The organism is Polymorphospora rubra (assembly GCF_018324255.1).
Classification (GTDB): Bacteria; Actinomycetota; Actinomycetes; order Mycobacteriales; family Micromonosporaceae; genus Polymorphospora; species Polymorphospora rubra.
This window is the reverse complement of record NZ_AP023359.1, coordinates 6717363-6741887: the sequence shown is the minus strand read 5'-3', so window position 1 is coordinate 6741887 and position 24525 is coordinate 6717363. Positions and strand designations below refer to the sequence as shown.

22 protein-coding genes and 1 riboswitch are annotated in these 24525 nt (G+C 74.1%); of the genes, 12 read left to right on the top strand and 10 right to left on the bottom strand.

The features are described 5' to 3' along the window. Positions 1–47: 47 nt before the first annotated feature. From Prubr_RS30365 to Prubr_RS30355, 3 genes are all read right to left on the bottom strand, one after another. A complete protein-coding gene (locus Prubr_RS30365; protein WP_212818315.1) occupies positions 48–1811 on the bottom strand; it encodes a sensor histidine kinase in 1764 nt (587 codons plus the stop codon). A 135-nt stretch (positions 1812–1946) separates the two neighbouring features. Further along, positions 1947–2495, bottom strand: a complete 549-nt coding sequence (locus Prubr_RS30360) for a hypothetical protein (protein ID WP_212818314.1) — start codon at positions 2493–2495, stop codon at positions 1947–1949. A gap of 154 nt (positions 2496–2649) precedes the next feature. Continuing rightward, on the bottom strand, positions 2650–3036 hold the full coding sequence (locus tag Prubr_RS30355; protein ID WP_246567849.1) for a winged helix-turn-helix transcriptional regulator: 387 nt from the start codon (positions 3034–3036) through the stop codon (positions 2650–2652). A 166-nt stretch (positions 3037–3202) separates the two neighbouring features. On the opposite strand from Prubr_RS30355, the gene Prubr_RS30350 reads away from it, so the two are divergent. From Prubr_RS30350 to Prubr_RS30335, 4 genes are all read left to right on the top strand, one after another. Beyond that, on the top strand, positions 3203–3577 hold the full coding sequence (locus Prubr_RS30350) for a VOC family protein (protein WP_212818312.1): 375 nt from the start codon (positions 3203–3205) through the stop codon (positions 3575–3577). A gap of 149 nt (positions 3578–3726) precedes the next feature. Next, positions 3727–4098, top strand: a complete 372-nt coding sequence (locus tag Prubr_RS30345; protein ID WP_212818310.1) for an STAS domain-containing protein — start codon at positions 3727–3729, stop codon at positions 4096–4098. After that, on the top strand, positions 4095–4865 hold the full coding sequence (locus Prubr_RS30340) for an ATP-binding protein (RefSeq protein WP_212818308.1): 771 nt from the start codon (positions 4095–4097) through the stop codon (positions 4863–4865). Before Prubr_RS30345 ends, Prubr_RS30340 begins: the two co-directional genes overlap by 4 nt. A 45-nt stretch (positions 4866–4910) precedes the next feature. Next, complete coding sequence (locus Prubr_RS30335) at positions 4911–5423, top strand: MarR family winged helix-turn-helix transcriptional regulator (RefSeq protein ID WP_246567847.1); 513 nt, start codon at positions 4911–4913, stop codon at positions 5421–5423. A 6-nt stretch (positions 5424–5429) separates the two neighbouring features. On the opposite strand, the gene Prubr_RS30330 is transcribed toward Prubr_RS30335, so the two are convergent. After that, positions 5430–5777: an STAS domain-containing protein gene (locus Prubr_RS30330; RefSeq protein ID WP_212818306.1), complete on the bottom strand. Its 348-nt coding sequence runs from the start codon at positions 5775–5777 to the stop codon at positions 5430–5432. A gap of 237 nt (positions 5778–6014) precedes the next feature. Between Prubr_RS30330 and Prubr_RS30325 the strand changes: the two genes are divergently transcribed. From Prubr_RS30325 to Prubr_RS30315, 3 genes are all read left to right on the top strand, one after another. Next, positions 6015–6299, top strand: a complete 285-nt coding sequence (locus tag Prubr_RS30325) for a hypothetical protein (RefSeq protein WP_212818304.1) — start codon at positions 6015–6017, stop codon at positions 6297–6299. A gap of 367 nt (positions 6300–6666) precedes the next feature. Continuing rightward, complete coding sequence (locus Prubr_RS30320) at positions 6667–7626, top strand: helix-hairpin-helix domain-containing protein (protein ID WP_212818302.1); 960 nt, start codon at positions 6667–6669, stop codon at positions 7624–7626. Positions 7627–7958: 332 nt separating this feature from the next. Next, positions 7959–8894 carry a hypothetical protein gene (locus tag Prubr_RS30315; protein ID WP_212818300.1) on the top strand — a complete coding sequence of 312 codons (936 nt, stop codon included), beginning with the start codon at positions 7959–7961 and terminating at the stop codon, positions 8892–8894. A 57-nt stretch (positions 8895–8951) separates the two neighbouring features. On the opposite strand, the gene Prubr_RS30310 is transcribed toward Prubr_RS30315, so the two are convergent. Further along, positions 8952–9392, bottom strand: a complete 441-nt coding sequence (locus Prubr_RS30310; RefSeq protein ID WP_212818298.1) for a DoxX family protein — start codon at positions 9390–9392, stop codon at positions 8952–8954. 247 nt (positions 9393–9639) lie between these two features. Here Prubr_RS30310 and lon point away from each other — a divergent pair, with 247 nt between their 5' ends. Both lon and gcvP read left to right on the top strand, forming a co-directional pair. Beyond that, positions 9640–11973 (top strand): endopeptidase La, encoded by a 2334-nt coding sequence (gene lon, locus Prubr_RS30305; protein ID WP_212818296.1) that lies wholly within the window; start codon positions 9640–9642, stop codon positions 11971–11973. Positions 11974–12027: 54 nt separating this feature from the next. Next, positions 12028–12124, top strand: a riboswitch (glycine riboswitch). Positions 12125–12197: 73 nt separating this feature from the next. Next, positions 12198–15068: an aminomethyl-transferring glycine dehydrogenase gene (gene gcvP / locus Prubr_RS30300; protein WP_425517955.1), complete on the top strand. Its 2871-nt coding sequence runs from the start codon at positions 12198–12200 to the stop codon at positions 15066–15068. Positions 15069–15130: 62 nt separating this feature from the next. Here the strand turns inward: gcvP and Prubr_RS30295 are convergent, their stop codons facing one another. Next, positions 15131–15331 (bottom strand): DUF5999 family protein, encoded by a 201-nt coding sequence (locus Prubr_RS30295; protein ID WP_212828720.1) that lies wholly within the window; start codon positions 15329–15331, stop codon positions 15131–15133. Positions 15332–15435: 104 nt separating this feature from the next. On the opposite strand from Prubr_RS30295, the gene Prubr_RS30290 reads away from it, so the two are divergent. Further along, the gene (locus Prubr_RS30290; protein WP_212818292.1) at positions 15436–16719 is read left to right on the top strand and encodes a chorismate-binding protein; all 1284 of its coding nucleotides are present in this window, start codon (positions 15436–15438) and stop codon (positions 16717–16719) included. Positions 16720–17121: 402 nt separating this feature from the next. Next, positions 17122–17619: a peptide deformylase gene (gene def, locus Prubr_RS30285; protein ID WP_212818290.1), complete on the top strand. Its 498-nt coding sequence runs from the start codon at positions 17122–17124 to the stop codon at positions 17617–17619. Positions 17620–17649: 30 nt separating this feature from the next. On the opposite strand, the gene Prubr_RS30280 is transcribed toward def, so the two are convergent. The 4 genes from Prubr_RS30280 to Prubr_RS30265 all read right to left on the bottom strand — a co-directional run bounded on the left by Prubr_RS30280 (position 17650) and on the right by Prubr_RS30265 (position 23114). Beyond that, positions 17650–18870 (bottom strand): alanine racemase, encoded by a 1221-nt coding sequence (locus tag Prubr_RS30280; RefSeq protein WP_212818288.1) that lies wholly within the window; start codon positions 18868–18870, stop codon positions 17650–17652. Continuing rightward, positions 18860–20575 carry an IucA/IucC family protein gene (locus Prubr_RS30275; RefSeq protein WP_212818286.1) on the bottom strand — a complete coding sequence of 572 codons (1716 nt, stop codon included), beginning with the start codon at positions 20573–20575 and terminating at the stop codon, positions 18860–18862. Before Prubr_RS30275 ends, Prubr_RS30280 begins: the two co-directional genes overlap by 11 nt. Next, positions 20572–22182: an IucA/IucC family protein gene (locus Prubr_RS30270; protein WP_212818284.1), complete on the bottom strand. Its 1611-nt coding sequence runs from the start codon at positions 22180–22182 to the stop codon at positions 20572–20574. Before Prubr_RS30270 ends, Prubr_RS30275 begins: the two co-directional genes overlap by 4 nt. A 164-nt stretch (positions 22183–22346) precedes the next feature. Further along, positions 22347–23114, bottom strand: coding sequence for a TSUP family transporter (locus Prubr_RS30265; protein ID WP_212818282.1), 768 nt, complete (start codon positions 23112–23114; stop codon positions 22347–22349). A gap of 544 nt (positions 23115–23658) precedes the next feature. Between Prubr_RS30265 and Prubr_RS30260 the strand changes: the two genes are divergently transcribed. Beyond that, entirely contained in the window at positions 23659–24441 is a 783-nt protein-coding gene (locus tag Prubr_RS30260; protein WP_212818280.1) for an endonuclease/exonuclease/phosphatase family protein, read from the top strand. Positions 24442–24525: the final 84 nt, after the last annotated feature.

The window sequence follows — 24525 nt, the reverse complement described above, 5'->3', positions numbered from 1 at the left end:
GGGCGGGCGGGATGCGCGGGCGGGGCTGGGCAGTGGGGGGCGGGCGGTCAGGTGGGTAGGGGGACGGTCCAGTGGAGCCGGGTGCCGTGCGGCTCGGCCGCGCCGATCTCGAACTCGCCGCCGTGCCGGCGGGCGCGCTCGCCGAGATTGACCAGCCCACCCCGGGCCTTCGCCGGATCGCAGCCGACCCCGTCGTCGACGACCTCCACCGTCAGCCGCCCCCCGGCGACCCGGACCGCCACGGCCACCCGGCCGGCCCGGGCGTGCCGTACCGCGTTGGACAGCGCCTCGCCGAGCACCGCCAGCAGGTCCGGCCGGACCGCCTCCGGCACCGCGCTGTCGATCGGCCCGGTCATCTCCAGCGCCGGCCGGAACCCGAACGACCCGGCGCTGCCCCGGACCACCTCGGTGATCTCGGTACGCAGCTCCGCGGTCGCCGGCGTACGCAGCTCGAAGATGGCCCGGCGGATGTCGCGGATCGTCGAGTCGAGGTCGTCCACGGCGGCGTTGAGCCGGCCGGTCAGCTCCGGCCGGGAGCCGGCCAGCGGCATCGTGCTCTGTAGGTGCAGGCCGGTGGCGAACAGTCGCTGGATGACCACGTCGTGCAGGTCGCGGGCGATGCGTTCGCGGTCTTCGAGGACGACCAGCATCTCCCGCTCCTCCTGGGCGCGGGCGCGTTCCATGGCCAGGGCCGCCTGCCCGGCGAAGCTGGCCAGCAGCGGCGCGTCGTCGTCGGCGCGCACCTGGCGGCCGGCCCGGTGCGCGACGACGAGTACGCCGTGCAGGGTCTCGCCGGCGGCCAGCGGAGCGATCACGGCCGGTCCGGCGCTGACCGCCGTCGGCCAGGGCGCCGCCGCGGCGAGGCTGTCGACCAGCACCTGTTCCCGCCGCGTCACCGAGGCCGAGAAGGTGGTGTCGGCGGCCGGCAGCACCGTACCGACCAGGCCGTTCTCCCGCCGTGTGCCGTCATCGGCCGGCCCGGACCGGTCGCCGGGCGTGGACTCCGCGTCGAGGACCTCGACGGTGAACCGCTCGGTCTCGTCGTCGTAGAGCAGCACCAGCACCATCTCGGCCTCGGCGACCTCGCGCGCCCGCCGGGCCACCAGGGCCAGGGCGTCGGTACGCCGTACCTCGCCGAGCAGCACCGAGGTGATCTCGGCGGCGGCGGCGAGCCAGCGTTCGCGGCGGCTCGCGACGGCGTAGAGCCGGGCGTTCTCGATCGCCACGCCGGCGGCGGCCGCGAGCGCGGTCACGATCTCCTCGTCGTCGTCGGTGAACTCGGCGGAGCCCTGCTTCTCGGCGAGGTAGAGGTTGCCGAAGACGGTGTCCCGGATCCGGATCGGCGCGCCGAGGAAGCTGTGCATCGGCGGATGGTTCGCCGGGAAGCCGTACGACTTGGGGTGCCGGGTGATGTCGGGCATCCGGACCGGACGGGGATCCTCGATGAGCAGGCCGAGCACGCCCCGCCCGTGCGGCAGGTCGCCGATCGCGGCGTGTGCTTCCGGACTGATGCCGTGCGTGATGAACTCGGTCAGCTGCCGGTCCGGCCCGACGACGCCGAGCGCGCCGTAGCGGGCGCCGGCGAGTTCGCAGGCGGCGGCGACGATGCGGGACAGGGTGCTGCGCAGGTCGAGGTCGGTGCCGATGCCCACCACCGCGTCGAGCAGCGCCCGCAACCGTTCCCGGCTGGCGACCACCTCACCGACCCGGTCGAGCATCTCGCGCAGCAGTTCGTCGAGGCGTACCCGGGACAGCGGGGTCAGGCCGAGCGACGGCGTATCACGGTTCGCGGGGTCTCCGGGTGCGCCCATCCGGCCGATCCTATCGACCGCCGCCCGGCCCACAACCACCAGCGTGGGCCGGGCCGGTCGGTGTGCCCCGACCGGCCCGGCCCACGTCCCTGCCGCGCGGGTGGCCGGCAATCCGCCGGCCACCCGCGCCTCCGTTCACTTCAGCCACGGCATCCGCTGGACCAGGGGCAGGCGGCCCCAGACCCGGCCGAGGCCGAGGGTGTCGCCGGCACCGTAGAGCGCGAGCCCGGCGAGGACCGCGGTGTTGATGAGGTGGTCGTCGAGGAAGGGGTTCGTGTCCGGGGGCAGCACCGCGGTCCACATCATCACGTAGAGCAGGCCGCCGGTGACCGCCGCGACCCGGATGCCGATGCCCAGGATCAGGGCGGTGCCGATCGCGGCCAGCCCGACCATGAACAGGATGTCGGCCCAGGCGGCGCCGGCGATGCCGTTGTAGAAGCCGGCGAACGGCCCCTTCACCGCGTTGCCGAGGAAGCCGGCCGTCGGCGACCCGCCGTTGATCCAGGCACGTTCGGTCGGGGTGCTGAAGCCGAGGCCGAACGTCTTGTCGACGAACGCCCACAGGAAGTACCAGCCCAGCGCGAGACGGACGACGGCGAAGACGTGGCGGGTCGCCTTCTGGCGGGGGGTTTCGACGGTCGGGGTGGCCGGCTCGGTGGCGGGTCGGTTCGCCATCGCGGTCATGGTTCCACGTCCTCTCGTACCTGGCCGGTGAGGGAGGCTCCCTCGTGGCCATCTCCATTGGACGCCGTACCCGGACCCGGGCACGAGGGCCGGCGGTCCGTCGCGGCCCGGGACCTTAGACCCGGATCCGACCGGCCGGCCGCCCGCGTCGGGCTCAGCCGCCGGCCCGGGTACGGGCGGCGAGGATCTCGTCGAGGTACCGCCCGCTCCAGTCGCACATCCCGTTGACGATGTCGCGCAGCCCGCGCCCGGCGGCGGTCAGGCGGTAGTCGACGCGGGGCGGCACCGTCGGGTGGACCGTCCGGTCGACGATGCCGTCGCGTTCCAGGGCCCGTAGCGTCTGGGTGAGCATCTTGTGACTGATGCCGGGCAGTTCCCGCTGCAGTTCGGTGAAACGCAGCGTGCCGGATCCGAGGGCGTCGACGGCGTCGAGCGCCCACTTCGTCCCGATCGCGGCGAACACTTCCCGCGCGGTGGTCTCCGCCCGGGTCCGTACGCCGGCCGGGTCGTCGACCGCTGCGGGTATGGGTGCTCCGGTCACCGGTCCGTTCCTCCATCCATCGTCACGCTTCCCTGTCAGTGCCTTTCTTACCAGAAAGTGCGTGTCTTACCTGGAAAGTGCGTACTTCCCGGCTCCTCCGACCCGTCCTAGCGTTCCACGGGCGGGCGCGGCCGCCGCCGCGCCGACCGACGAGAGGGGCACCACGATGGCGATCCTGAAGACGTACGCCCGGCTCTGGGTCGACGACCTGGACCGGGCACTGCCGCTGCTGACCGAACTGGTGGGCGCCGCGCCGGACCTGCGGTTCGGGTTCGGCGGGGTGGAGCTGGCGGCCGTCGGCGACTTCCTGGTCATCGCCGGCCCGGCCGAACAGCGGGCCCGCTACGCCGACGCCAGCGCCACCGTCGTGGTGTCGGACCTCGACGAGGTCGTCACGCGGCTGGCCGCACACGGCGGGCGGGTCACCGTACCGGTCGCGGCCAGCGAGACCGGCCGGTTCCTCTACGCCGAGCATGCCGGCGGCGCCCAGGTCGAGTACGTCGAGTGGGTGCCCGAACTCGTCCGGCGGATTCTCGGCTAGCGGCGTGCCGGCCGGCCCGCCGGTGGTCACGCCCGGCCCGACGGATATCGTCACGTGGACGGATGCGTGCAGGCATGCACGGAGCTCGTCGGCGGCGGTCGTCGTGGGGGCGGTCGCCGCCGTTCCGTCGTGCCAAGCAGGGGAGCCGCGTGTTCAACATCCAGGTCGGCCATCCGGTCGCCGACACCTGCGTGGTGACGCTGTCCGGAGAGCTCGACATGACGTTCACCGGCCGGCTGCGGGAGATCGTCGACGGCGCCTGCCCGGTGCCGGATGTCCGTTGGGTGGTGGTCGACCTGCACCGGGTCAGCATGATCGACTCGAGTGCGATCAAGGAGCTGGTCGACGCGCACTACGCCGCGGCCGGCCGCGGGCAGGTCCTGCTGGTCCGCAACGCGCGCGGCATCGTCGACCGGGTCCTGCGGGTCGCCGGGGTCTCCGCGGCCCTCGGCATGCCGCCGCCGTCGACCGGGACCGTCTATCCCGGACAGGCCCACCCGGCCGGCCGGAGCGAACGGTGAACGCCACGGCCTGCACCGTCGGCCGCGATTTCGCCACGGGCATCTCCACCGTCACCGTCAGCGGGCAGCTCGACGAGTCCGCCCTCGTCAGCCTGATCGCGGCCCTGCGCCGGGCGCTCCTGGACGCCCCGCTGGCCGTCGTCGTCGACCTGCACGCCGCGCGGATCGTGCGCGCCACCGCGCTGCGTACGCTCATCGAGGTCGCCGCTCCCGGCCGGACCTCGACCCCGTTGCTGCTGTGCGCCGAGCCCGCAAGTGCCACCGGGCGCATCGTCTACCGGATGCTCGGCCGGCTGTTCGACATCTGCCCCGCGGTGCCGGACGCGGTGGCCGTGGTGACCCGACGTCCGACCCCGGTCGGCCGCCGGCACCGGCTGCTGCCGGCCCACCCGTCGTCGGCGGCGCTGGCCCGCCGTACGGTGTCGGCCGCCTGCCAGGACTGGCAGTGCGACGACCTCGCCGACGACGCCGTCGTCATCACCTCGGAACTGGTCAGCAACGCCATCGAACACGCCGGCACCGAACTCGACCTCACCGTGTACCGCGTCGACGGCACGGTCTGGCTCGGGGTCCGCGACCGGGATCCGCGCGCGCCGCACATGCCGCCGCCCGACTCGTTCCCGGACGGCCGGGCCTGGCGCGGCCGCGGCCTCGCGATCGTCAACGTGCTGGCCCGGGACTGGGGATTCGCCGAGGCCGACGACGGCAAGACCGTCTGGGCCGCGGTGGGCCCGAAACCCGCGCCGCGCCCGCCGTCGGAACCGTGACGGCGGGCTGCGACGGCAATTGTGCCGCTATGCGAGGATTGTTCCGTGAGCTTATCCACGGAGCCGCCCGGCTCCACGGTCAGCGGCGTCGGCACCCTCGTCGACGGTCTGTCGGCGCTGGCCCGGGTGCTGGTCGGGATGACCGCGCACACGCTGGCCAGGCTGGACGTCGACATCACCCTTCCGCAGTACCGGATGCTCGTCCTGCTCGTCTCCAACGGACCGCGCCGCACCGTCGACCTGGCGGCGGACCTGGGGGTGCACCCGTCGACCGTCACCCGGACGTCGGACCGGTTGATCCGCCGCGGGCTGGTCCGCCGCGAGCACCGTGAGCAGGACCGGCGGGTCGCCTGGGTCGGCCTGACCAGTGAGGGGTGCGCGCTGGTGGGGGCGGTGACCCGGCAGCGGGCCGGTGAGATCCGGGCCCTGGTCGAGTCGGTCGGCGTGGTCGACCCGCGGGCGCTGGCGTCGGTGCTCCAGGCGTTGGTCGCCGCCTCCGGCGAGCTGCCCGAGGCCCAGTGGTGGGAGCGCTGGGCGCGCTCGGCGCGCCACCCGTGACGCGGCTCAGCGCACGCCGTCGGGGTCGCCGAGCGGCGAGTCGGTGGGCAGACCGAAGAGGCCGAGCAGGCCGGTGGCCCAGATCTGCCGGCGGACGAACGGCGAAAGGCTCTCCAGCACCAGTTCCGCGCCACTGACCGTGGCGGCCTTGTGGCAGGCGACGAGTTCGCCGATGCCGGTCGAGTCGATGAAGGTGACCAGGGCGAGGTCGAGCACGACCGACCGGGGGCGGGACCGGGCCAGGGTGGCGATGACGGCGTCGCGTACGTCGCCCACGGTGGCCAGATCGATCTCGCCCTCGAGGGTGAACCGGACCTGGGTCCCCGACTCGGTCTGGCGGATCAGCAACTGCACGTCGTACCTCCCGCGCAGTGACCGATCCCCGCGCGCTGACCGATCCCCACACAGTGCCTGATTCCCGCGCAGTGACTGATCATGGACGGGTAAGCCTGTATATATGCAATCATCCTGGGCGTCACGTTACGCTACCGCGGTCGCTTCGCGCCACACTCCCGTCCCGCCGCACGGGTCCGTCGTACGGGTGCGGCGAAGTGTCGGACCGACCCGCCCCGGCCGGCTTATGGTCTTCGGGTGACAGTCCCATCCGAAGACGCCGAGTTCGGCGCGGACAGCGTGGTCGACGCCGCCGTCGACGGCGACGTGGAGATCGCCGAGGATCCCGGCGTCGACGCCGAGCCCGCCGAGAACGTCGCCGTCGACGCCGAACTCAGCGCGGATCCGACCGGCGCCGCACTGTCGGCGGAGGACGGCACGGGATCCGACCAGGACGGCGCGACCGGCTACGTCGCCGACGACGACATTCCCGGCGACGACGGCAGTGGCGGCGCGTCGGGTGGCGCCGGCGACGGCACCTGACAATTGCCGGCCGCGTTCCGCGGAAAAGACCGGGACGCAATTGTGTTTCCGGGCCGTGAACGATTGTGCCCCGTCATTAGGTGCCACGGCCGTCCGCAGCCGGATCGCCGCGACCAGCAGCGACGGAGTGGGAACGCTTGCGTGCTGTAGTTGATTCGTCACCCGACTCCCGGTGTGGTTGCTTTGTCGGAAGCACTCGATGTATGCGAAGCTGCGGCGAGATTTCGCGCTTCCGGCGCATTCATCCAGGAGGTCTTCTATGGCGTGGTCCTTCGCGCATTCCCTGATATTCGCTCTGGCTCTGCTGGTCGGCGTCGCGGTCGGTTGGTTCGTGTGGGGCCGTGGCCCACGCGCCCCGGAGACCGGCGTGAGCACCGTCGATACCGCGGAGTCCGCCCCGACCGGCACGCTGCCCCCTGTCGTACCGGTCCCGACCCCGGTCGTCGACCCCGCGCCGGCGTCCGCCGGCCCCGTCGACAATGCCGCCGACGCCACCACGGCGGATCTCGCACCGGCGGCGTCCGCCGTGCCCGTGGCCTCCGCGTCCGCCGGTTCCACGACGGACGAGCCGGCCGCGGTGTCCGAGCCGGCCGTCGCGGCGGAACCGCGGATCGCCGTCGAGTCGGAGCCCGTCCCGACGACGGCGGACGAGCCGGCCCCCGCCGTGGATCCCGTGCCGGTGGTGGAGTCGAAGCCCGAGCCGGTCGCGGCCGAGCCGGTGGCGGAGCCGGCCGTCGCGCCGGTGCCGGTCGTCGCTGCCGAGCCGGTGGTCGAGACGGCCGCGACGGCTGGTCCGGCCGCCGTGGTGGACCCCGCGCCGGTCGAGGCCGTGGTGTCGCAGCCCGAGCCGGAGGCGGTCGTCGCGACCGAGCCCGCCGCCACCGAATCGGTCGAGCCCATCGAACCCGTTCCCGCCGAGCCGGTCGCCGCGACGCAGTCGGAGCCGGAGCCGGTGGTGCCGGTCGCCGTCTCCGACCCGGAACCGATCACGGAGCCGGTCGCCGCGGTGGCGCCCGAGCCGACCCCCGAGCCGGCGCCGGCCCCCGAGCCCGAGCCGGTGCCGGCGGCGGTCGTCGTACCCGCGCAGGCGGTCGGGGCTGATCCCCTCGAGCCGGCCGACGACCTGCGCCGGATCGAGGGGATCGGACCGAAGACGGCCGCAGTCCTGACGGCGGCCGGGATCCGCACCTACCGCCAGCTCGCCGACAGCGACGTGGAGACGCTGCGCGGCACGCTGAAGGCGGCCGGCGTACGGATCACGCCGGGCGTGGCCGCCTGGCCGCAGCGGGCCCGCACGCTGGTCGAGGTGACCGAGCCGGTCGGCTGACCGGCACCTGCCGCCGGTGGCCGGCCGTGACGCCCGGCCACCGGCGGCTCCGTGTCTACGGTCCCCGCCCGGCACGAGCATTCAGCTCCGCGCGATTGCGGCGGACGAGATCATGGTGAGAGCGTGGGCGCTTCGCCGGATCTGTCGCGCGGCTTCTCCTCGATCGGCGCGGTGCCACGCGGCATGGCACCGGTTCCAGCGACGGAGCGACAGATTGTCTTCATCGGACCGACAGATAGCCAGTAGTGGATCTACGGTCGTCGAACACTGATCGGAGCTCGTATGTACGTCCCCGCCCGGTGACGCGGGGACCGACTCCCAGGTGGGCGCCCATGAGTACCACGCAGGCTGGCAAGACCTCCCTTCCCCTCGAACTGGAGCAGCGGCCCCGTACCGGTGTGATCGTCGGTTGGAGTGTCGCCGCCGGCATTCTCCTGTCGGTCCTGTGGTCGTTCGAGTTCGTCGACTCGGTGATCGGCGACAACGTGGCCAACGCCCTGCTCGGCCACGACGCCAAGGAGACCGCGATCGCCGGCACCGCGGCCGGGCTGCTGTTCGCGTTCGTCTCCGGCCTCGCCGGCACCTTCACGGCGTGCAACATCGCCGTGGCCGCCTCGGTCGGGCCGATGGGCCAGGCCGGTGCGGCCCGGGGCGCTCACGACGGTCCGGTCCGCGCCCTGTTGCGCCCGGTCGGCTGGCTGACGCTGGGCATGGTCGTCGTCTCGGCGGTGTACGGCTTCGTCGGGGTGCTCCTCGGTGACCGGCTGCCACAGCTGTCCACCGAGACCGTCGGCGACATGCCGGTCCGCATCATCCAGTCGTCGGTGGTCTTCGGCCTCATCGGCCTGGCGTTGACGTACCTCGGTCTGGCCGCGCTGAAGGTCGTGCCGGATCCGTTCGCGCACCGGCCGGTGGCCCGGGTGGTGACGCTCGGCGCGTTGATCGGCGGCTTCCTGATCGGCCGGCCGTACCCGCTGTTCAACAAGCTCTTCCACTGGGCCGTCGACACCGGCAACCCGTTGTACGGCGCGGGTGCGTTCGTGCTCCAGTCGCTGGGCAACGTCGTCGTGGTGACCGCGCTGTTCGCGTTGCTGATCGCCGGCACCCGGGGCCGGTTCCTGCGTTGGCTGTCGGACAGCCCGGTCCGGACGACCGTCATCACCGCGTCGCTGCTGATCGCGCTCGGGGTCTTCACCGTCGTCTACTGGGACCTGCGGGTGCCGGCCATGTTCGGCTTCGGCTGGTTCCCGATGATGCCGTACCGCTGAGCCGTGCGGGACCGGCCCCGCCGGCGGCGTTCGACGCCGCCGGCGGGGCCGGCGTCGTTATGCGGGGGTCCGGGCGGGGGAGCGGCGTAGCCGGGACCCGAGCCGGTCGTCGACGCCGAACCGGCCGGATCCGATCGCCGCGAACAGCAGCGCGGCGACGCCGAGGGCGAGGACCAGTTCGGCGCCGCCGTCGCCGACGAAGATGCCGTTGCCGGCGTGGGCGAACAGGTAGGCGCCGAGCATGTCGACGGCCAGCAGCACCCCGGCGACCGGCAGCGCGGCGCCCAGGATCAGGGCCGCGCCGCCGACGAGTTCGACGAGCGCGGCGAACCAGGCGGACAGGGTCGGCAGCGGTACGCCCATCTGGCCGAAGCCGGCGGCGGTGGCGTCCATCCCGTTGGTCACCAGTTTCTGCCACCCGTGGGCGACGAAGACGACGCCGATGCCGATGCGGGCCAGCAGGATCGCCAGATCCTGTACGAGGGTGCGCGGGGCCATGGCAGCTCCATTCGATCTACGACAGATGATTGAGCGCTCAACGAAAGCGTCGCAGTGGCCCGGGAGATCGACAAAGAAATGTCGAAAAGCTCATCGCCGTGGCACCTGCCGGTGCCCGCTCCAGGTTCGTGGGGTACCGGAGGTCACGCCGGCTCCGTGCGACTGTGGCCTGCGTCACTGCGGGAACATAGGGCACCGTTTGTAACTTGAGTGGAGCAAGCTCAACTCAATGGATGGCAGGTGCTCGATGGCAACTCTTCCCGTACTGCCGCTGACCGACGACGTCCTGCTCCCCGGCATGGTCATTCCGGTGACCCTCGACGCGACCACCCAGGCCGCCGTCGACGCGGCCCGGGCGACCGGCGACAAACAGGTCCTGGCCGTGCCCCGCGTCGACGGTGAATACGGCCCGGTCGGCGCGGTCGCCACGATCGAGAAGGTCGGCCGGCTGCCCAGCGGCGAACCCGCCGCCGTGGTCCGCGGCCTGTCCCGGGCCCGGATCGGCTCCGGCGTGCCCGGCCCCGGCGCCGCGCTCTGGGTCGAGGCCACCCCGCTGACCGAACCGGCACCCGCCGGCAGGGCCCGCGAACTCGCCCGCGAATACAAGGCCCTCATGACCGCCGTGCTCCAGCAGCGCGGCGCCTGGCAGGTGATCGACGCCGTCGAGCGGATGACCGACCTGTCGGAACTCGCCGACTCCGCCGGCTACGCCCCGTGGCTCACCGTCGCCCAGAAGTCCGAACTGCTCGCCGCCGGCGACGTCACCGCCCGGCTCGAACTGCTCGTCGGCTGGGTCCGCGACCACCTCGCCGAGCAGGAGGTCACCGAGCGGATCAACACCGACGTACGCGAGGGGCTGGAGAAGTCGCAGCGCGACTTCCTGCTCCGCCAGCAGCTCGCCGCGATCCGCAAGGAACTCGGCGAGGACGAGCCGGACGGCTCCGCCGACTACCGGGCCCGCGTCGAGGCCGCCGACCTTCCCGAGAAGGTACGCGAGGCGGCGCTGCGCGAGGTCGGCCGGCTGGAGCGGGCCAGCGACCAGTCCCCGGAGTCGGGATGGATCCGTACCTGGCTCGACACCGTGCTCGAGATGCCGTGGTCGGTGCGTACCGACGACAACACCGACCTGGCCGCGGCCCGCGCCGTGCTCGACGCCGACCACGCCGGACTGTCCGACGTCAAGGACCGGATCCTGGAATACCTGGCGGTGCGCAACCGGCGCGCGGAGCGCAACCTCGCCGTCGTCGGCGGCCGCGGCTCCGGCGCGGTACTGGCGCTGGGCGGCCCGCCCGGGGTCGGCAAGACCAGCCTCGGCGAGTCCGTCGCCCGCGCGCTCGGCCGCAAGTTCGTCCGGGTCTCGCTCGGCGGCATCCGCGACGAGGCCGAGATCCGCGGCCACCGCCGCACCTACGTCGGCGCGCTGCCCGGCCGGATCGTCCGGGCGCTGCGCGAGGCCGGCTCGATGAACCCGGTCGTGCTGCTCGACGAGGTCGACAAGATCTCCGCCGGGTACGCCGGCGACCCGGCCGCCGCCCTGCTCGAGGTGCTCGACCCGGCGCAGAACCACACGTTCCGCGACCACTACCTCGAGGTGGACCTCGACCTGTCCGACGTGCTGTTCCTGGCGACGGCGAACGTGGTCGAGGCGATCCCCGGCCCGCTGCTGGACCGGATGGAACTGGTCACCCTGGACGGCTACACCGAGCAGGAGAAGGTCGCGATCGCCCGCGACCACCTGCTGCCCCGGCAGGTGGAGCGGGCCGGACTGACCGCCGACGACGTCACGGTCGACGACGCCGCGCTGGCCCGGATCGCCGGCGAGCACACCCGGGAGGCCGGCGTACGGCAGCTCGAACGTGCCCTGGCGAAGATCCTGCGCAAGGTCGCGGTGAAGCTGGCGACCGAGCCCGGCCAGGTGTCGGTGACCGTCGACAATCTGGCCGGCTACCTCGGCCGGCCCCGGTTCACCCCGGAGTCGGCGGAGCGTACGGCGGTCCCCGGCGTGGCGACCGGCCTCGCCGTCACCGGCGCCGGCGGCGACGTGCTGTTCATCGAGGCGACCAGCATGGAGGGCGAACCGGGCCTGACCCTGACCGGCCAGCTCGGCGACGTGATGAAGGAGTCGGCCCACATCGCGCTGTCCTACCTGCGCTCGCACGGCCGTGAACTCGGCCTCGACCCGAACGCCCTCGCGGGCCGGCGGATCCACCTGCACGTGCCGGCCGGTGCGGTGCCCAAGGACGGCCCGAGCGCCGGCGTCACCATGGTCACCGCCCTGGCGTCACTGGCCTCCGGCCGCCCGGTACGTCCCGAGTTCGGGATGACCGGCGAGGTGACCCTGGCCGGCCGGGTGCTGCCGATCGGCGGGGTGAAGCAGAAACTGCTCGCCGCGCACCGGGCCGGGCTGACCGAGGTGGTCATCCCGGCGCGCAACGAGCCGGACCTCGACGACGTGCCGGCCGAGGTACGCGCGGCGCTGACCGTGCACACCCTCGCCGACGTCGCCGACGTGCTCGCCCTGGCGCTGCGGCCGGCGCAGGACGCCGACCGGCGCGACGGAGCGGTGCTCGCCGCCGCCTGACCGGGTCTAGATCATGCGGGCGGTGCCGGCGCTGGTAGCGTGGCCAGTGCCGGTACCACCCGCGCGGGAGAGACCACCTGGCCGAACCAGGCGGCGCCGAAGGGGCAACTCCTCCCCGGAACCTCTCAGGCAAAAGGACCACGCGGGCAGGCGCTCTGGAGTCGACGCGGACCATCCGCGCCGGTGACAGAAGGGGAGGCCGCCTCGTCGACCTCGCCCGGGAGATGCCTGTGAGTACCAGACCCTTCGCCGACCGTCACATCGGACCCGACGCCGCCGCCGAGCGCCGGATGCTGGAAACCGTCGGCTACGACTCCGTCGACGAGCTGATGGACGCCGCGATCCCCGAGGTCATCCGCTGGCACGACGGCCTCGACCTGCCGCCGGCCGCCACCGAGGCCGAGGTGATCGCCGAACTGCGTGCCCTCGCCGCCCGCAACACCGTCGCCGTCTCCATGATCGGCCTGGGCTACCACGGCACCCACACCCCGGCCGTCATCCGTCGCAACGTGCTGGAGAGCCCGGCCTGGTACACCGCGTACACGCCGTACCAGCCGGAGATCAGCCAGGGCCGGCTGGAGGCGCTGCTCAACTTCCAGACCATGGTCACCGACCTGACCGGCCTGGCCACCGCCAACGCCTCCATGCTCGACGAGGGCACCGCCGCCGCCGAGGCGATGACGCTCGCCCGCCGCGCCGCGAAGAGCAAGAGCCCGGTGTACGTCGTCGACGCCGACACCCTGCCGCAGACCGTCGCCGTCATCCGGACCCGGGCCGAACCGCTCGGCATCGACGTACAGGTCGTCGACCTGGACGCCGACGACCTGCCGACCGAGTTCTTCGGCCTGCACCTGCAGTACCCGGGCGCGTCCGGCGCGGTCCGCGACCACGCCCCGCTCGTCGAGGCCGCCCACGCCACCGGCGCGCTCGTCGCCGTCGCCGCCGACCTGCTCGCCCTCACCCTGCTGCGCCCGCCCGGCGAGATCGGCGCCGACATCGCCGCCGGCACCACCCAACGCTTCGGCGTACCGATGGGCTTCGGCGGCCCGCACGCCGGCTACCTCGCCGTCCGCGCCGGCCTGGAGCGGATGCTGCCCGGCCGGCTCGTCGGGGTGTCCCGCGACGCCGCCGGCGCACCCGCCTACCGGCTCGCGTTGCAGACCCGCGAGCAGCACATCCGGCGCGAGAAGGCGACCAGCAACATCTGTACCGCCCAGGTGCTGCTCGCGGTGATGGCCGGCATGTACGCCGTCTACCACGGGCCGGCCGGCCTGAAGGCGATCGCGGAGCGTACCCACGCGATGGCCGCCCGGCTCGACGCCGGACTGCGCGCCGGCGGGGTGACCACCGCCCACGGCGCGTTCTTCGACACCGTGACCGCGGTCGTGCCCGGCCGGGCCGCCGACGTGGTCGCCGCCGCCGCGCGACGCAACGTCAACCTGCGGCTCGTCGACGCCGACCGGGTCGGGATCTCCTGCGACGAGACGACCGTCGAGGCGCACCTGACCGAGGTGTTCGCCGCCTTCGGCGTCGCCGCCCCGACTGAGCCCGCTGCCCCGGTGGAGCCCGTCGACACCGCCCTGCCGGCCGCCCTGCTGCGCACCGGCGACTACCTGACCCATCCGGTCTTCTCCCGGCACCACTCGGAGACCGCGATGCTGCGCTACCTGCGCCGGTTGTCCGATTCCGACTACGCGCTGGACCGCGGCATGATCCCGCTCGGCTCCTGCACGATGAAGCTCAACGCCACCACCGAGATGGAGCCGGTGAGCTGGCCCGAGTTCGCCGACCTGCACCCGTTCGCCCCCGCCGACCAGGCCGCCGGCTACCGCGACCTGGTCGCCTCGCTGGAGGGCTGGCTCGCCGAGGTCACCGGCTACGACGCCGTCAGCGTCCAGCCGAACGCCGGCTCGCAGGGCGAACTCGCCGGCCTGCTGGCGATCCGCGCCTACCACCTGTCGCGCGGCGACACCGGCCGCGACGTCTGCCTGATCCCGTCGTCGGCGCACGGCACCAACGCCGCCAGCGCGGTGATGGCCGGCATGCGGGTCGTCGTGGTCGCCTGCGACCCCGACGGCAACGTCGACCTGGTCGACCTCGACCGCCGCATCGGGCAGCACCGGGACACCCTCGCCGCGATCATGGTCACCTACCCGTCGACGCACGGGGTGTACGAGACCGGCATCGCGTCACTGTGCGCCAAGGTGCACGACGCCGGCGGCCAGGTGTACGTCGACGGCGCCAACCTCAACGCCCTGCTCGGGTACGCCAAGCCGGGACGGTTCGGGGCCGACGTGTCGCACCTCAACCTGCACAAGACGTTCTGCATCCCGCACGGCGGCGGCGGGCCGGGCGTCGGTCCGGTGGCGGTCCGGGCGCACCTGACGCCGTTCCTGCCCCACGACCCGCTGGTGGCCGCCGCCGGTGACGCGGAGTCCGGTGCGGGCGCGACCCGGCCGGTGATCTCGGCGGCCCGGCACGGCTCGGCCGGCATCCTGCCGATCCCGTGGGCCTACCTGCGGATGATGGGCCCGGACGGGCTGGCCCGGGCGACCGGCGTGGCGGTCCTGGCGGCCAACTACGTGGCGGCCCGGCTGCGCGCCCACTTCCCGGTGCTGTACGCCGGCAACAAGGGGCTCGTCGCCCACGAGTGCATCCTCGACCTGCGGCCGCTGACGAAGGCGACCGGGGTCAGCGTCGACGACGTCGCGAAGCGGCTGATCGACTACGGCTTCCACGCGCCGACGATGTCGTTCCCGGTCGCCGGGACGCTGATGGTGGAGCCGACCGAGAGCGAGGACCTGGCCGAACTGGACCGGTTCTGCGACGCGATGATCGCCATCCGGGCCGAGATCGACAAGGTCGGTTCGGGTGAGTGGCCCAAGGGCGACAACCCGCTGTCCAACGCCCCGCACACGGCGGCGATGGTGACCGGCGACGAGTGGCCGTACGCCTATCCGCGTTCGGTGGCGGCGTTTCCCGCCGGGGTGGACCGGGCGGCCAAGTACTGGCCTCCGGTGCGCCGGATCGACGGAGCGTTCGGTGACCGGAACCTGGTCTGCGCCTGCCCGCCGCCGGAGGCGTTCGAGCAGTGACCGTCGGTCACGGTCCGTGCGCGGATCGGGGCCCGATAACCGGTCGGGCCGGCAGGCTCAGGTCAGGCGGCCAGGGCGTGTCGGGCCGGACCACGGTGCGGTGCGATAGTGCTGCCGTCCGGCAACAGCTCACCGGTGTCCTCGAAGCTGATGACACCGTTGCAGAGCAGGCTCCAGCCCTGCTCGGGGAAGCAGGCGATGACGCGTGCGGCTTCCCGGTCGGTGGCGTCGGCGGAGGGGCAGGTCGGTTGGTGCTGGCACATCAGGATCTCCGGTGTGGGGGCGGCGCGTTCGGCTGTGTAGAAACTCACATGAACAGTGATGCACGTTACCAAGTCGAACGACGCGTTTTCGAGCAGGTAACGGCATGATCAGGGGAGAATCCACCCTTCGTATGAGGCACATCGGACCACTTGTCGTGGGCGCGCTCCCAATTCGCCCCCTTGCGTCACACACTGTGACCGAATTCGGGCAAAGCGTACTCCGGGAGCGCTCTCGCCTGGAGTGGCGGATCACCGACGGTGGCGATCCGACCCGGCTGCTCGAGGACTTCCTCGCCGCCGCCGGACTCCCGGTCCGCGACCTGGCCGCTCCGCCCCTCCCACCCGTGCCCGGCGCACCGGCCGGCGCCACCGTGTACTTCTCCGCCGCGGCCGCCGCCCACGCCATCGGCGCGCCGACCGGCCCCGCCAGCCCCGTACCCGCGGTACCCGACCTGGTCGCCGTCGTGTACGAACCGGCCGTCGGCCACGGGCCCGTCGCCGGACCGGCCGACCCCGACGGCGCGGACGCCGGACCGGCCGACGCGCCCGACGGCGGCTGGTGGCTCGGACCGTGGCGGGAGAGCTGGACGCCGGCACAGCACGCGGCCGCCGTCGAGCAGGCCCGCGCGGCCATCGCCCGCGGCGACGTCTACCAGGTCAACGTCGTCGGGCACGCGTCCGCCGACTACACCGGCGACCCGCTGCCCGCCCTCGCCCGGCTCGCCACCCTGCCGGGTGCCCGCTACGGCGGCGTGCTCGCCGGATCCGGCTGGGCCATCGGCTGCGCCTCCCCGGAAACCCTGGTCGAGGTGACCGCCGGGCGGGCCGTTACCCGACCGATCAAGGGCACCCGCCCGGCGACCGCCACCGGCCGGGCCGAAATCCTCGCGTCGCCGAAGGAACGCGCCGAACACGTCATGATCGTCGATCTGGAGCGCAACGACCTGGCCCGGGTCGCGAAGACCGGCACCGTACGCGTCGACGAGCTCTACGGCATCCGGCGCTGGTGCGACCTGTGGCAGGCCGAGTCCGTCGTCTCCGCCGACCTCGCCGACGGATGCGGCCTGGCCGACCTGCTACGCGCCGTCTGCCCCGGCGGCTCGGTGACCGGGGCGCCCAAGCACGCCGCGCTGGCCGAGATCGCCGCCCGGGAACCGGTCGGCCGGGGCGCCAGCATGGGCGCGCTCGGCTGGATCGGACCCGACCGCGTCGACCTCGGCCTGACGATCCGTACGGCCGCCGTCGACGCCGACCGGGTGCACGTCTGGGCCGGCGGCGGCATCACCTGGGGCAGCGACCCGGACGCCGAGGTCGCCGAGGCGGCGGCGAAGGCCGCCCCGGTCCGCGCCGCCCTCGCCGGCCCGGCCGGCGCCCGCCGCCCACGCTGACCCGTGCCGGCCCGCGGCCACCGGCGGCCGCGTCTCGCCCGGCCGCGTCTTCGCCCGAGCGTGGCACGGGCGGGTGCGGCACACCGTGGCCGCGGCACGGGCAGTTGACGGCCTGGAGGCGATCACGCGCCGCCGGTCGCGGTCGACGCCATCCGGCGGCCGGGTACCACTGTCGCGGCATACGCCGAATTCGCTGTATCCACACTGAATTCGCTGTGGACCGCAACAGCAACCCCCTCGCGGGACCCGCCCGACCGGATCGGCCGCCGGATCGGCCTTACCGGATTCGCCCCCAGCCGATCGGATCCGCCCCCACCCGGCGGGCCCGGCCGCGCTCGCAGTCCACCTCCCCGCCGCGTCCCACCCCCGCGCGGCGGGCGGGCGTCGGCTAGCCTTGCCGGCATGACGATGCGGCCGATCCGGATCATCGGCGACGCGGTGCTGCGCAGCCCCTGCGACCCCGTCACCAGCTTCGACGCCGAGCTGCGCGCCCTGGTCACCGACCTGATGGACACCCTGCTCGGGGCACCCGGCCGGGCCGGCGTCGCCGCGCCGCAGATCGGGGTCGGCGTCCGGGTGTTCGTCTACGACGCCGACGGCCACCGGGGCCACCTGGTCAACCCGACGCTCGAGCTGTCCGAGGAGACCCAGGACGGCGAGGAGGGCTGCCTGTCCATCCCCGGCCTGTACTTCCCGACCCCGCGCGCCATGCACGCCACCGCCCACGGCTTCGACCAGCACGGCGAACCGCTGACGATCACCGGCAGCGGCTTCCTGGCCCGCGCGCTGCAGCACGAGACCGACCACCTCGACGGCCGGCTCTACGTCGACACGCTGCGCGGCGACGTACGCCGCCAGGCACTGCGGGAGATCCGGGCCAACCCCCGCGCCCGCAGCTGACCGATTCCGGTCGGCCGGCACCCCGTCCGGTCAGAGCACGATTGTCCGCGGATGCTCGTGGCGCAGGAAGTCGTGGTGCGAGATGTCCCAGCCGTACGCGCCGGTGCGGCCGAAGACGAGCACGTCACCGACCCGTAGCCGGGCCACCCGCTGCCCCCGGGTCAGTACGTCGCGCGGCGTGCACAGCTCACCGACCGCGTCGACCGGCACGTCACGCACCTCCGGCCGGGCGAACGGGTACGGCCACCGGTCAACCGGCAGCACCGCGAACGGATGGCTGTAGCCCCAGGCCGCCGGCAGCCGGAAGTGGTGGGTGCCACCGCGCAGCACGGCGAACCACCGGCCGTGGGTGTGCTTGAGGTCCAGCACTTCCGCGGCGTACCAGCCGGCGTCGGCGGCCAGCCAGCGGCCCGGCTCGAAGACCAGCTCGGCGCCGGCCGGCAGCAGGTCACCGACCGGCGCCAGACCGTGCCGCAGCACCTCGAGGTCGAACTCCGCCGGGCCGGTGCCGTCGGACCCCGCCCCCGCGTCGGCATGGTCGACACCGAGGCCGCCGCCGACGTTGACGTACGCCAGGTCCAGGCCGTGCCGGGCGGCGGCCGCGACCGACCAGCGGACCGCGTCCACGACGAAGCCGGCGTGCGCGGCCGCGTCGAGGTTGTTCGACACCGCGTGCAGGTGGAAGCCGACCGGCCGGACGGCGGGCAGCGTCGCGGCCAGCCGGAGCACCTCGGGCAGCTCCGCCTCGTCGACGCCGAACGGGGTCGGGGTGCCGGTCATCCGGTGGCTGCCGCCGGGGCCGCCCGCCGCCCGGTTGACCCGTACCGCGACCGGCACCGCGGCCCCGGCGCCCGGCGCCGTTCCGCCGGTCCCGCCATCGGCCGCGACCAGCGCCAGGCGGCGCAGCTCGAGCGCGCTCTCCACGTTGACCAGCGCCCCGGCGTCGACCGCCGTCCGCAGCTCGGCGTCGGTCTTGCCCGGACCGCCGAACACGATCCGGGCCGCGCCGGCGGCCCGCGCCAGCGCCAGCTCGCCGCCGGAGGCGACCTCGAGCCCGTCGGTGGCGGCGGCGAGCGCGGCCACCACGTCCGGGTGCCCGTTCGCCTTCACCGCGTACAGCAGGGTGCTGCCGGCCGGCAGGGCGGCCCGCAGGGCCGCCGCCCGCCGCCGCAGCACCGCCCGGTCGTAGACGTACGCGCAGACCGGGCCGGGCAGCGCCCGGACCGCGGCGGCGACCCGCTCAGGCAGCATGCAGCGGGTTCCGTACCGGGATGTAGACGTCGCCGTCGCCGGCCAGCCGCATCCGGACCAGCGCCTTGTGCGGCACCCGGGCGGCGGTCAACGCCGCGTGGTCGGCGGCGGCGTCGGCGGCGGTCGCCGGGTCGACCCGCAGCGGCTCGTACACCTCGTCGACCACCGCCCGGACGGCCCGCCACGCGGCCGGCTCGGCGAGCCCGTGCGAGCCGGCCAGCCGCACCACCAGCTCGCCGAGGTGCGCCTGCAGCGCGGTGTAGCCGACCTTGGCCCGCATCACGTCCACGTCGTCGGTGCCGACGACCGAACCCGGCCACAGCGGCACCGACCGGCCGGCGGCGGCCAGCCTCGGCCGGTGCAGCCGCAGCCCGGCGAAGTCGCGGAAGACGATCCGGTGCGGCACCCCGGCGACGAACGTCGGCAGGCAGTTCTGCAGGTGCGCCTCCAGCCCGATCCCGTACCGGGTGGCCAGGCGCAGCACCGGGGTCAGCAGCAGCCGGGCGTATTCGGTCAGGAACCCCAGCGCGGCGTCGGCCGGGTCCGGCCGGCCGCGGGTCGCGGCGTACCGGTCGACCAGGCCGGCGAGCACGGTGCCGGCACCGTCGCGGGCCGGCAGCGCACCACCGGGTACGGCGACCTCGTCGGCCGCCAACCGGTCGTCGAGACCGGACCGCAGGATCGCCGACGCGTCCCGCCCGCCGCCGACCGGCAGCGCCGACCCGGCGGTCTCGGCCAGCAGCAGCACCCGCCCGCCGGCCGGGTCGTCGGCGAGCAGCCGGTGCAGCAGAGCGGAGATCGCCGGCCCGTTGCGGGTGCTGGCGACCGAGATCGTCCGGCGGGTCGACGTCACCTGGATGTCCAGCGACACCTTCAGGTAGCGGTGCCGGCCGTCGCGGCCGGGCGGCAGCAGCAGGGTCCGCAGCGCCGCCGTCGGCGCGGCCGCCAGTGTCCCGTCGAGCGGGCGCAGCGCGCCGTCCCGCCACAGGTCGGCGTACCGGTGTGCCAGCACCGACTCCAGTTGCCAGGCGTGCACCGGCTGGCTGACGTACCCGGGGGGCGCGGCGGGCACGTCCGGGTAGGCGGCGGCCAGGTCGGCGCCGACGTCGTCGCCGGTGAGCAGGTCCCGCCGGACGGCGACGAACCCGACCCGGGTCGCCCCGGCCTCGAGGTCGTGGGCGAGGACCTCGGCGACGCTCCACCCCAGCCGGGTACGTCCGCACGGGTGCAGGTTGTGCCCGTCGACGGCGAGCCGTTCGGCGTGCACCGCGAACCCGTCGGCGCCGGACCCGGCCGGCACCGGGCGGGCGGCCCGCCGGGCGTACGCGATCGCGAGGTTGACCACGGCGTTGGTGAGTTCGGTGGCCAGCGCCCAGCCGCGTCGCCCCATGATCTGCCCGGGCAGCAGGTCGACCGGGTCGGCGGTGTCGACGGTGTCGAACTCGACCCGGTCGAAGCCGTGCCGGGTCCCGGCGCCGGCCCACCGGGCGCGGGCGTCGCCGATGTCCTCGCGGACCAGGGCGCCGGCGAGCCGCCGGCCGACGGTGCGCGCCGCGGCGGGCAGCGCGGCCCGGAACCCCTCGACGAGTTCGGGGGCGTGGATCCGCAGTTCCCCGGCGGTGTGCGCGGCCGCGCCGGCGACCGTGCCGACGCCGGTGGCGCAGGCGCACAGCCGGCGCCGGTGGATGGTGGGGATGGCGGTCATCGCAGCTCCGCGAGCGGGTTCGGTACCCGGGCCCAGACGACGTCGAGCGGGTCGGCGGCCATCCGCATCGCCGTCGTCGCCTTGACCGGCAGGGTGGGGCGGAAGAGCAGGTCGTCGTCGGGTGCGGCGGCGGCGACCGCCGACCACAGCGTACGCGGATCGGTGCCGTACACCCGGCTCAGCACCGCCACCTGCTCGGCGAGCACGGTGCCGGTGGCGGCGAGCAGGGTGTCGCGCAGTTCGGCGGGGTCGTCGGTGGCCAGGTCGCCGTGGACCGGCGGGGCGTCGACGCCGTGGTGTGCCAGCCGGGCCGGGTCGAGCCGGATGCCGCCGACGTCGCGGTAGAACAGCCGGGTGGGCCGGCCGTGCCGCAGCCCGACCAGGGTGTTCTGGCCGTGCGCCTCCAGTGCCACACCGAGGTCGCGCATCCGCAGCAGCGGCGGCAGCAGCACCCGGGTCAGGTCGGTGAGCCAGCCGGCCGGGTCGCCGCCGTATCCGAGGGCGACCGCCTCGGTGACCAGCGGCCGGCCGTCGGCCGGCGACGGGGCGGCCAGCGCGGCGAGCGGCAGCACGGTCTCGTCGGGGCCGGGCGCCGGGGCCCGGCGTACGACGACGGCGAGGCTCCGGCAGGGTTCGTCGTCGACGAGTACGGCGCCGGCGGCGGTCTCCGTCAGCACGGTGAGCCCGCCGACCCGGGCGGCGAGGTCGGCGAGCAGGGCGGTGACCGGTGGGCCGTTGCGGACCGCGGCGGCCGAGACGGTGCGTACGGCACTGGTCATCTGCACGTCGACGGCGGTCTTGAGGTGGTGGCCGGGGTCGTCGAGCGGGGCGAGGGTGCGCAGCGACATCAGCGGGCGGGCCGGCCGGGTCCGGCCGGTGCGGCGCAGCCACGGGTACGCCCCGAGCAGGTGGGCGGCCTGCCACGGGTGCATGGGCAGGAGCGGCGGCAGGCCGCTGCCGGTGGTCAGCCAGCGGTCGGCGGGGACCTCGACCAGCTCGAGGTGGACGGTGGGCCGGTGCTCGGGGGCGTACGCGAGCACGTCGGCGGTCGACATGCCGTACCGGGTCCGGCAGCCGGGGTGCAGCGGGTGGCCGTCGACGACGAGTTGTTCCCAGTCGGCGTCGGTGCGGCCGGGCCGGGTCAGGACGGGTGGCCCGCCGTTCGGGGCGGGCTGGGCGGCGCGGGCCAGGGCGAGGTTGGCGACGCTGTCGTCGAGTTCGCCGGCGAGTCGCCGGTGGGCGTCGGTCGCGCCCGGGTCGCCGCCGCCGAGGACGGTGGCCAGTTCGGCGGGGTCGTCGACGGCGACCCCGTCCAACTCGAGGCCGAGGCTGTCGGGTGGCGGCACGTACGGGGCCGGTGGGGGACCGGTGAGCCGGCGGTCTCCGGTGAGGGTGACGGTGAGCCGGCCGCCGATGGTGGTCCGGGCGGTCACGCCGGGGACCGGTTCGCGGGCCAGCGCGGTCCAGAGCCGGCCGAGTACGGCGGCGCGGGCACCGGGCAGGGCGGCGGTGTAGGCGGTCAGCAGGTCGGGCCGCTGTGCGGCGAGGGCGTCGGCGGTGCGCCGGGGGCTGTTCCGGGAGGCCGGGGTCACCGGGTGGCCGTGCACCCCGTCATTCTTCGCGAATGACCTTGGCCGGCGGAACCCGGGGTTCCCCAGTAGTACTAGCTTCCTAGGATGCGCTACGCGCAGTGCCCCACCTCACAAGCCACGTCGGCGACCCTCGCCGACACCGGGGGACCCGGCTTTTCGGGGACGTTCCAGATTTCGGATCAGGCGAACTGGTCGTAGCCGAGCTTGGCCACCAGCGCGAACACGACGACGAGCAGCACGACCCGGACGAACCCGGAGCCGCGTCGCAGTGCCATCCGGGCACCGACGACCGCGCCGAGAATGTTGCAGACGGCCATCGCGGCGCCGAGCAGCCACCACACGTGGCCCGCCAGCCCGAAGACGAGCAGGGCACCGAGGTTGGTGCCGGCGTTGACGAGCTTGGCCATCGCCGAGCCGTGGACGAAGTCGGCGCCGACGATCGTGGTGAACGCCAGTACGAGGAACGTGCCGGTGCCGGGGCCGATCATGCCGTCGTACAGGGCGATCAGGCCGCCGGCCACGGCGACGGCGGCGCTGATCCGGGTCGGCGTACGCCGTAGCGGCTCGGCGACCACGCCGAGCCGGGGCCGGAGCGTGACGAACAGGGCGACGGCGACCAGGACGGCGAGGACAACCGGCCGGTAGGCGTTGGCCGGGACGGTGCCGGCCAGGGCGGCGCCGAGTCCGGCGACGGGTACGGCGAGCGCGGCGGCCGGGCCGGCGGTGGTCCAGTCGATTTTGGTGCGGCGGGCGTAGGTGGCGGCGGCGGTGGCGGTGCCGGCGATGGCGGCGAGTTTGTTGGTGCCGAGTGCGGTGGCGACGGGGACGCCGGGGGCGGCGATGAGCAGGGCGGGCAGGAGCAGGAGTCCGCCGCCGCCGACGACCGCGTCGACCCAGCCGGCAAGGGCGGCGGCGGTGAGCAGGGTGGCGATGGCTGCGGGGTCCACGTCCGGCGATTCTTCCGGGGCGGGGTGGCCGGCTGCCCGTGGTTGTGCGCAGCCTCACCGCGTTCCGTATGCCCCGGCCGTGCCCTGCCTCCGTGCCCGTCTCGCCCTCCCGCCCCCGCCCTCCTGCGTGATCAAGGAGAAGTTGCGCGACAAGTGGGGCGACACGGCCACGCCTTTTCCTTGATCGTGCTGGCCAGGGCGCGGTCGGCGGCGAGCTGCGGACCCGTTGCGCTGATCGAGGAGAAGTCTCTCCGCGATCCGGACGGAACGGGCACGGTTTCTCCTTGATCGCGCCCCGGCCGCCCCGGCCGCCCCGGCCGCCCCGGCCGCTCCGCACGCGGGGACCGTGCGGGCGGGGGTGCGGGGTCAGGGGCGGCGGTGGCGGCGCAGCCAGATGCCGATGGCGCCGAGGGCGACGAAGAGCAGGGTGGAGCAGCAGAGGAGCTTGATCAGCACCGGGTCACTGTGGCACAGGGGTGGTGTCGGATGCGCTGGGCTGTTCGTCCGACGGGTGCCGGGGCGGGTCCGGTCTTATGGTGCAGTGATGCGCCTGGCGACGTTCAATCTGCTGCATGGCCGGTCGGTGCACGACGGGTTGGTGGTGGGGGAGCGGTTGACGGCGGCGGTCGGGGCGCTGGATGCGGACGTACTGGCGCTGCAGGAGGTCGACCGGGGCCAGACGCGTAGTGGCGAGTTGGATCTGACGGCGGTGGTGGCGGGGGCGTGTGGTGCGGTGGCGCACCGGTTCGCGCCGGCGGTGGTGGGCACGCCGGGGGAGCGGTTCCGGGCTTTGGATCATGATGATGACGGGGTCGGGGAGCCGTGTTACGGGGTGGGGTTGGTGACGCGGTTTCCGGTGCGGTCGTGGCATGTGGCGCGGTTCGCGGGGGCGCCGGTGCGGTCGCCGGTGTACGTGCCGGGTACGGGGTTGATCCGGTTGCGGGACGAGCCGCGGGTGGTGTTGGCGGCGGTGGTGGTGGGGCCGTGGGGTGAGTTGACGGTGGCGGCGACGCATCTGTCGTTCGTGCCGGGGTGGAATGTGTGGCAGTTGCGGCGGGTGACGCGGTTTCTGCGGCGGTTGCCGGGGCCGCGGGTGTTGTTGGGGGATCTGAATCTGCCGGGTGGGTTGCCGGGGCTGGTGTCGGGGTGGCGGTCGTTGGGGCGGCGGCCGACGTATCCGTCGGTGCGGCCGCGGGTGCAGTTGGATCATGCGTTGGTGGATTCGCGGGGTGCGGGTGGGTTGCCGCCGGTGGTGGCGGTGCGTACGCCGGTGGTGGGGGTGTCGGATCATCGGCCGTTGGTGGTGGAGTTGGCGGCCGGGCGTTGACGGGTGTCGGTGGGGGTGTCGCCCGGGGGCAGTAGCATCCGCCGCGGTGCGTGTGTCGTGTCGTTAGGGGTGGATGTCGTGGCG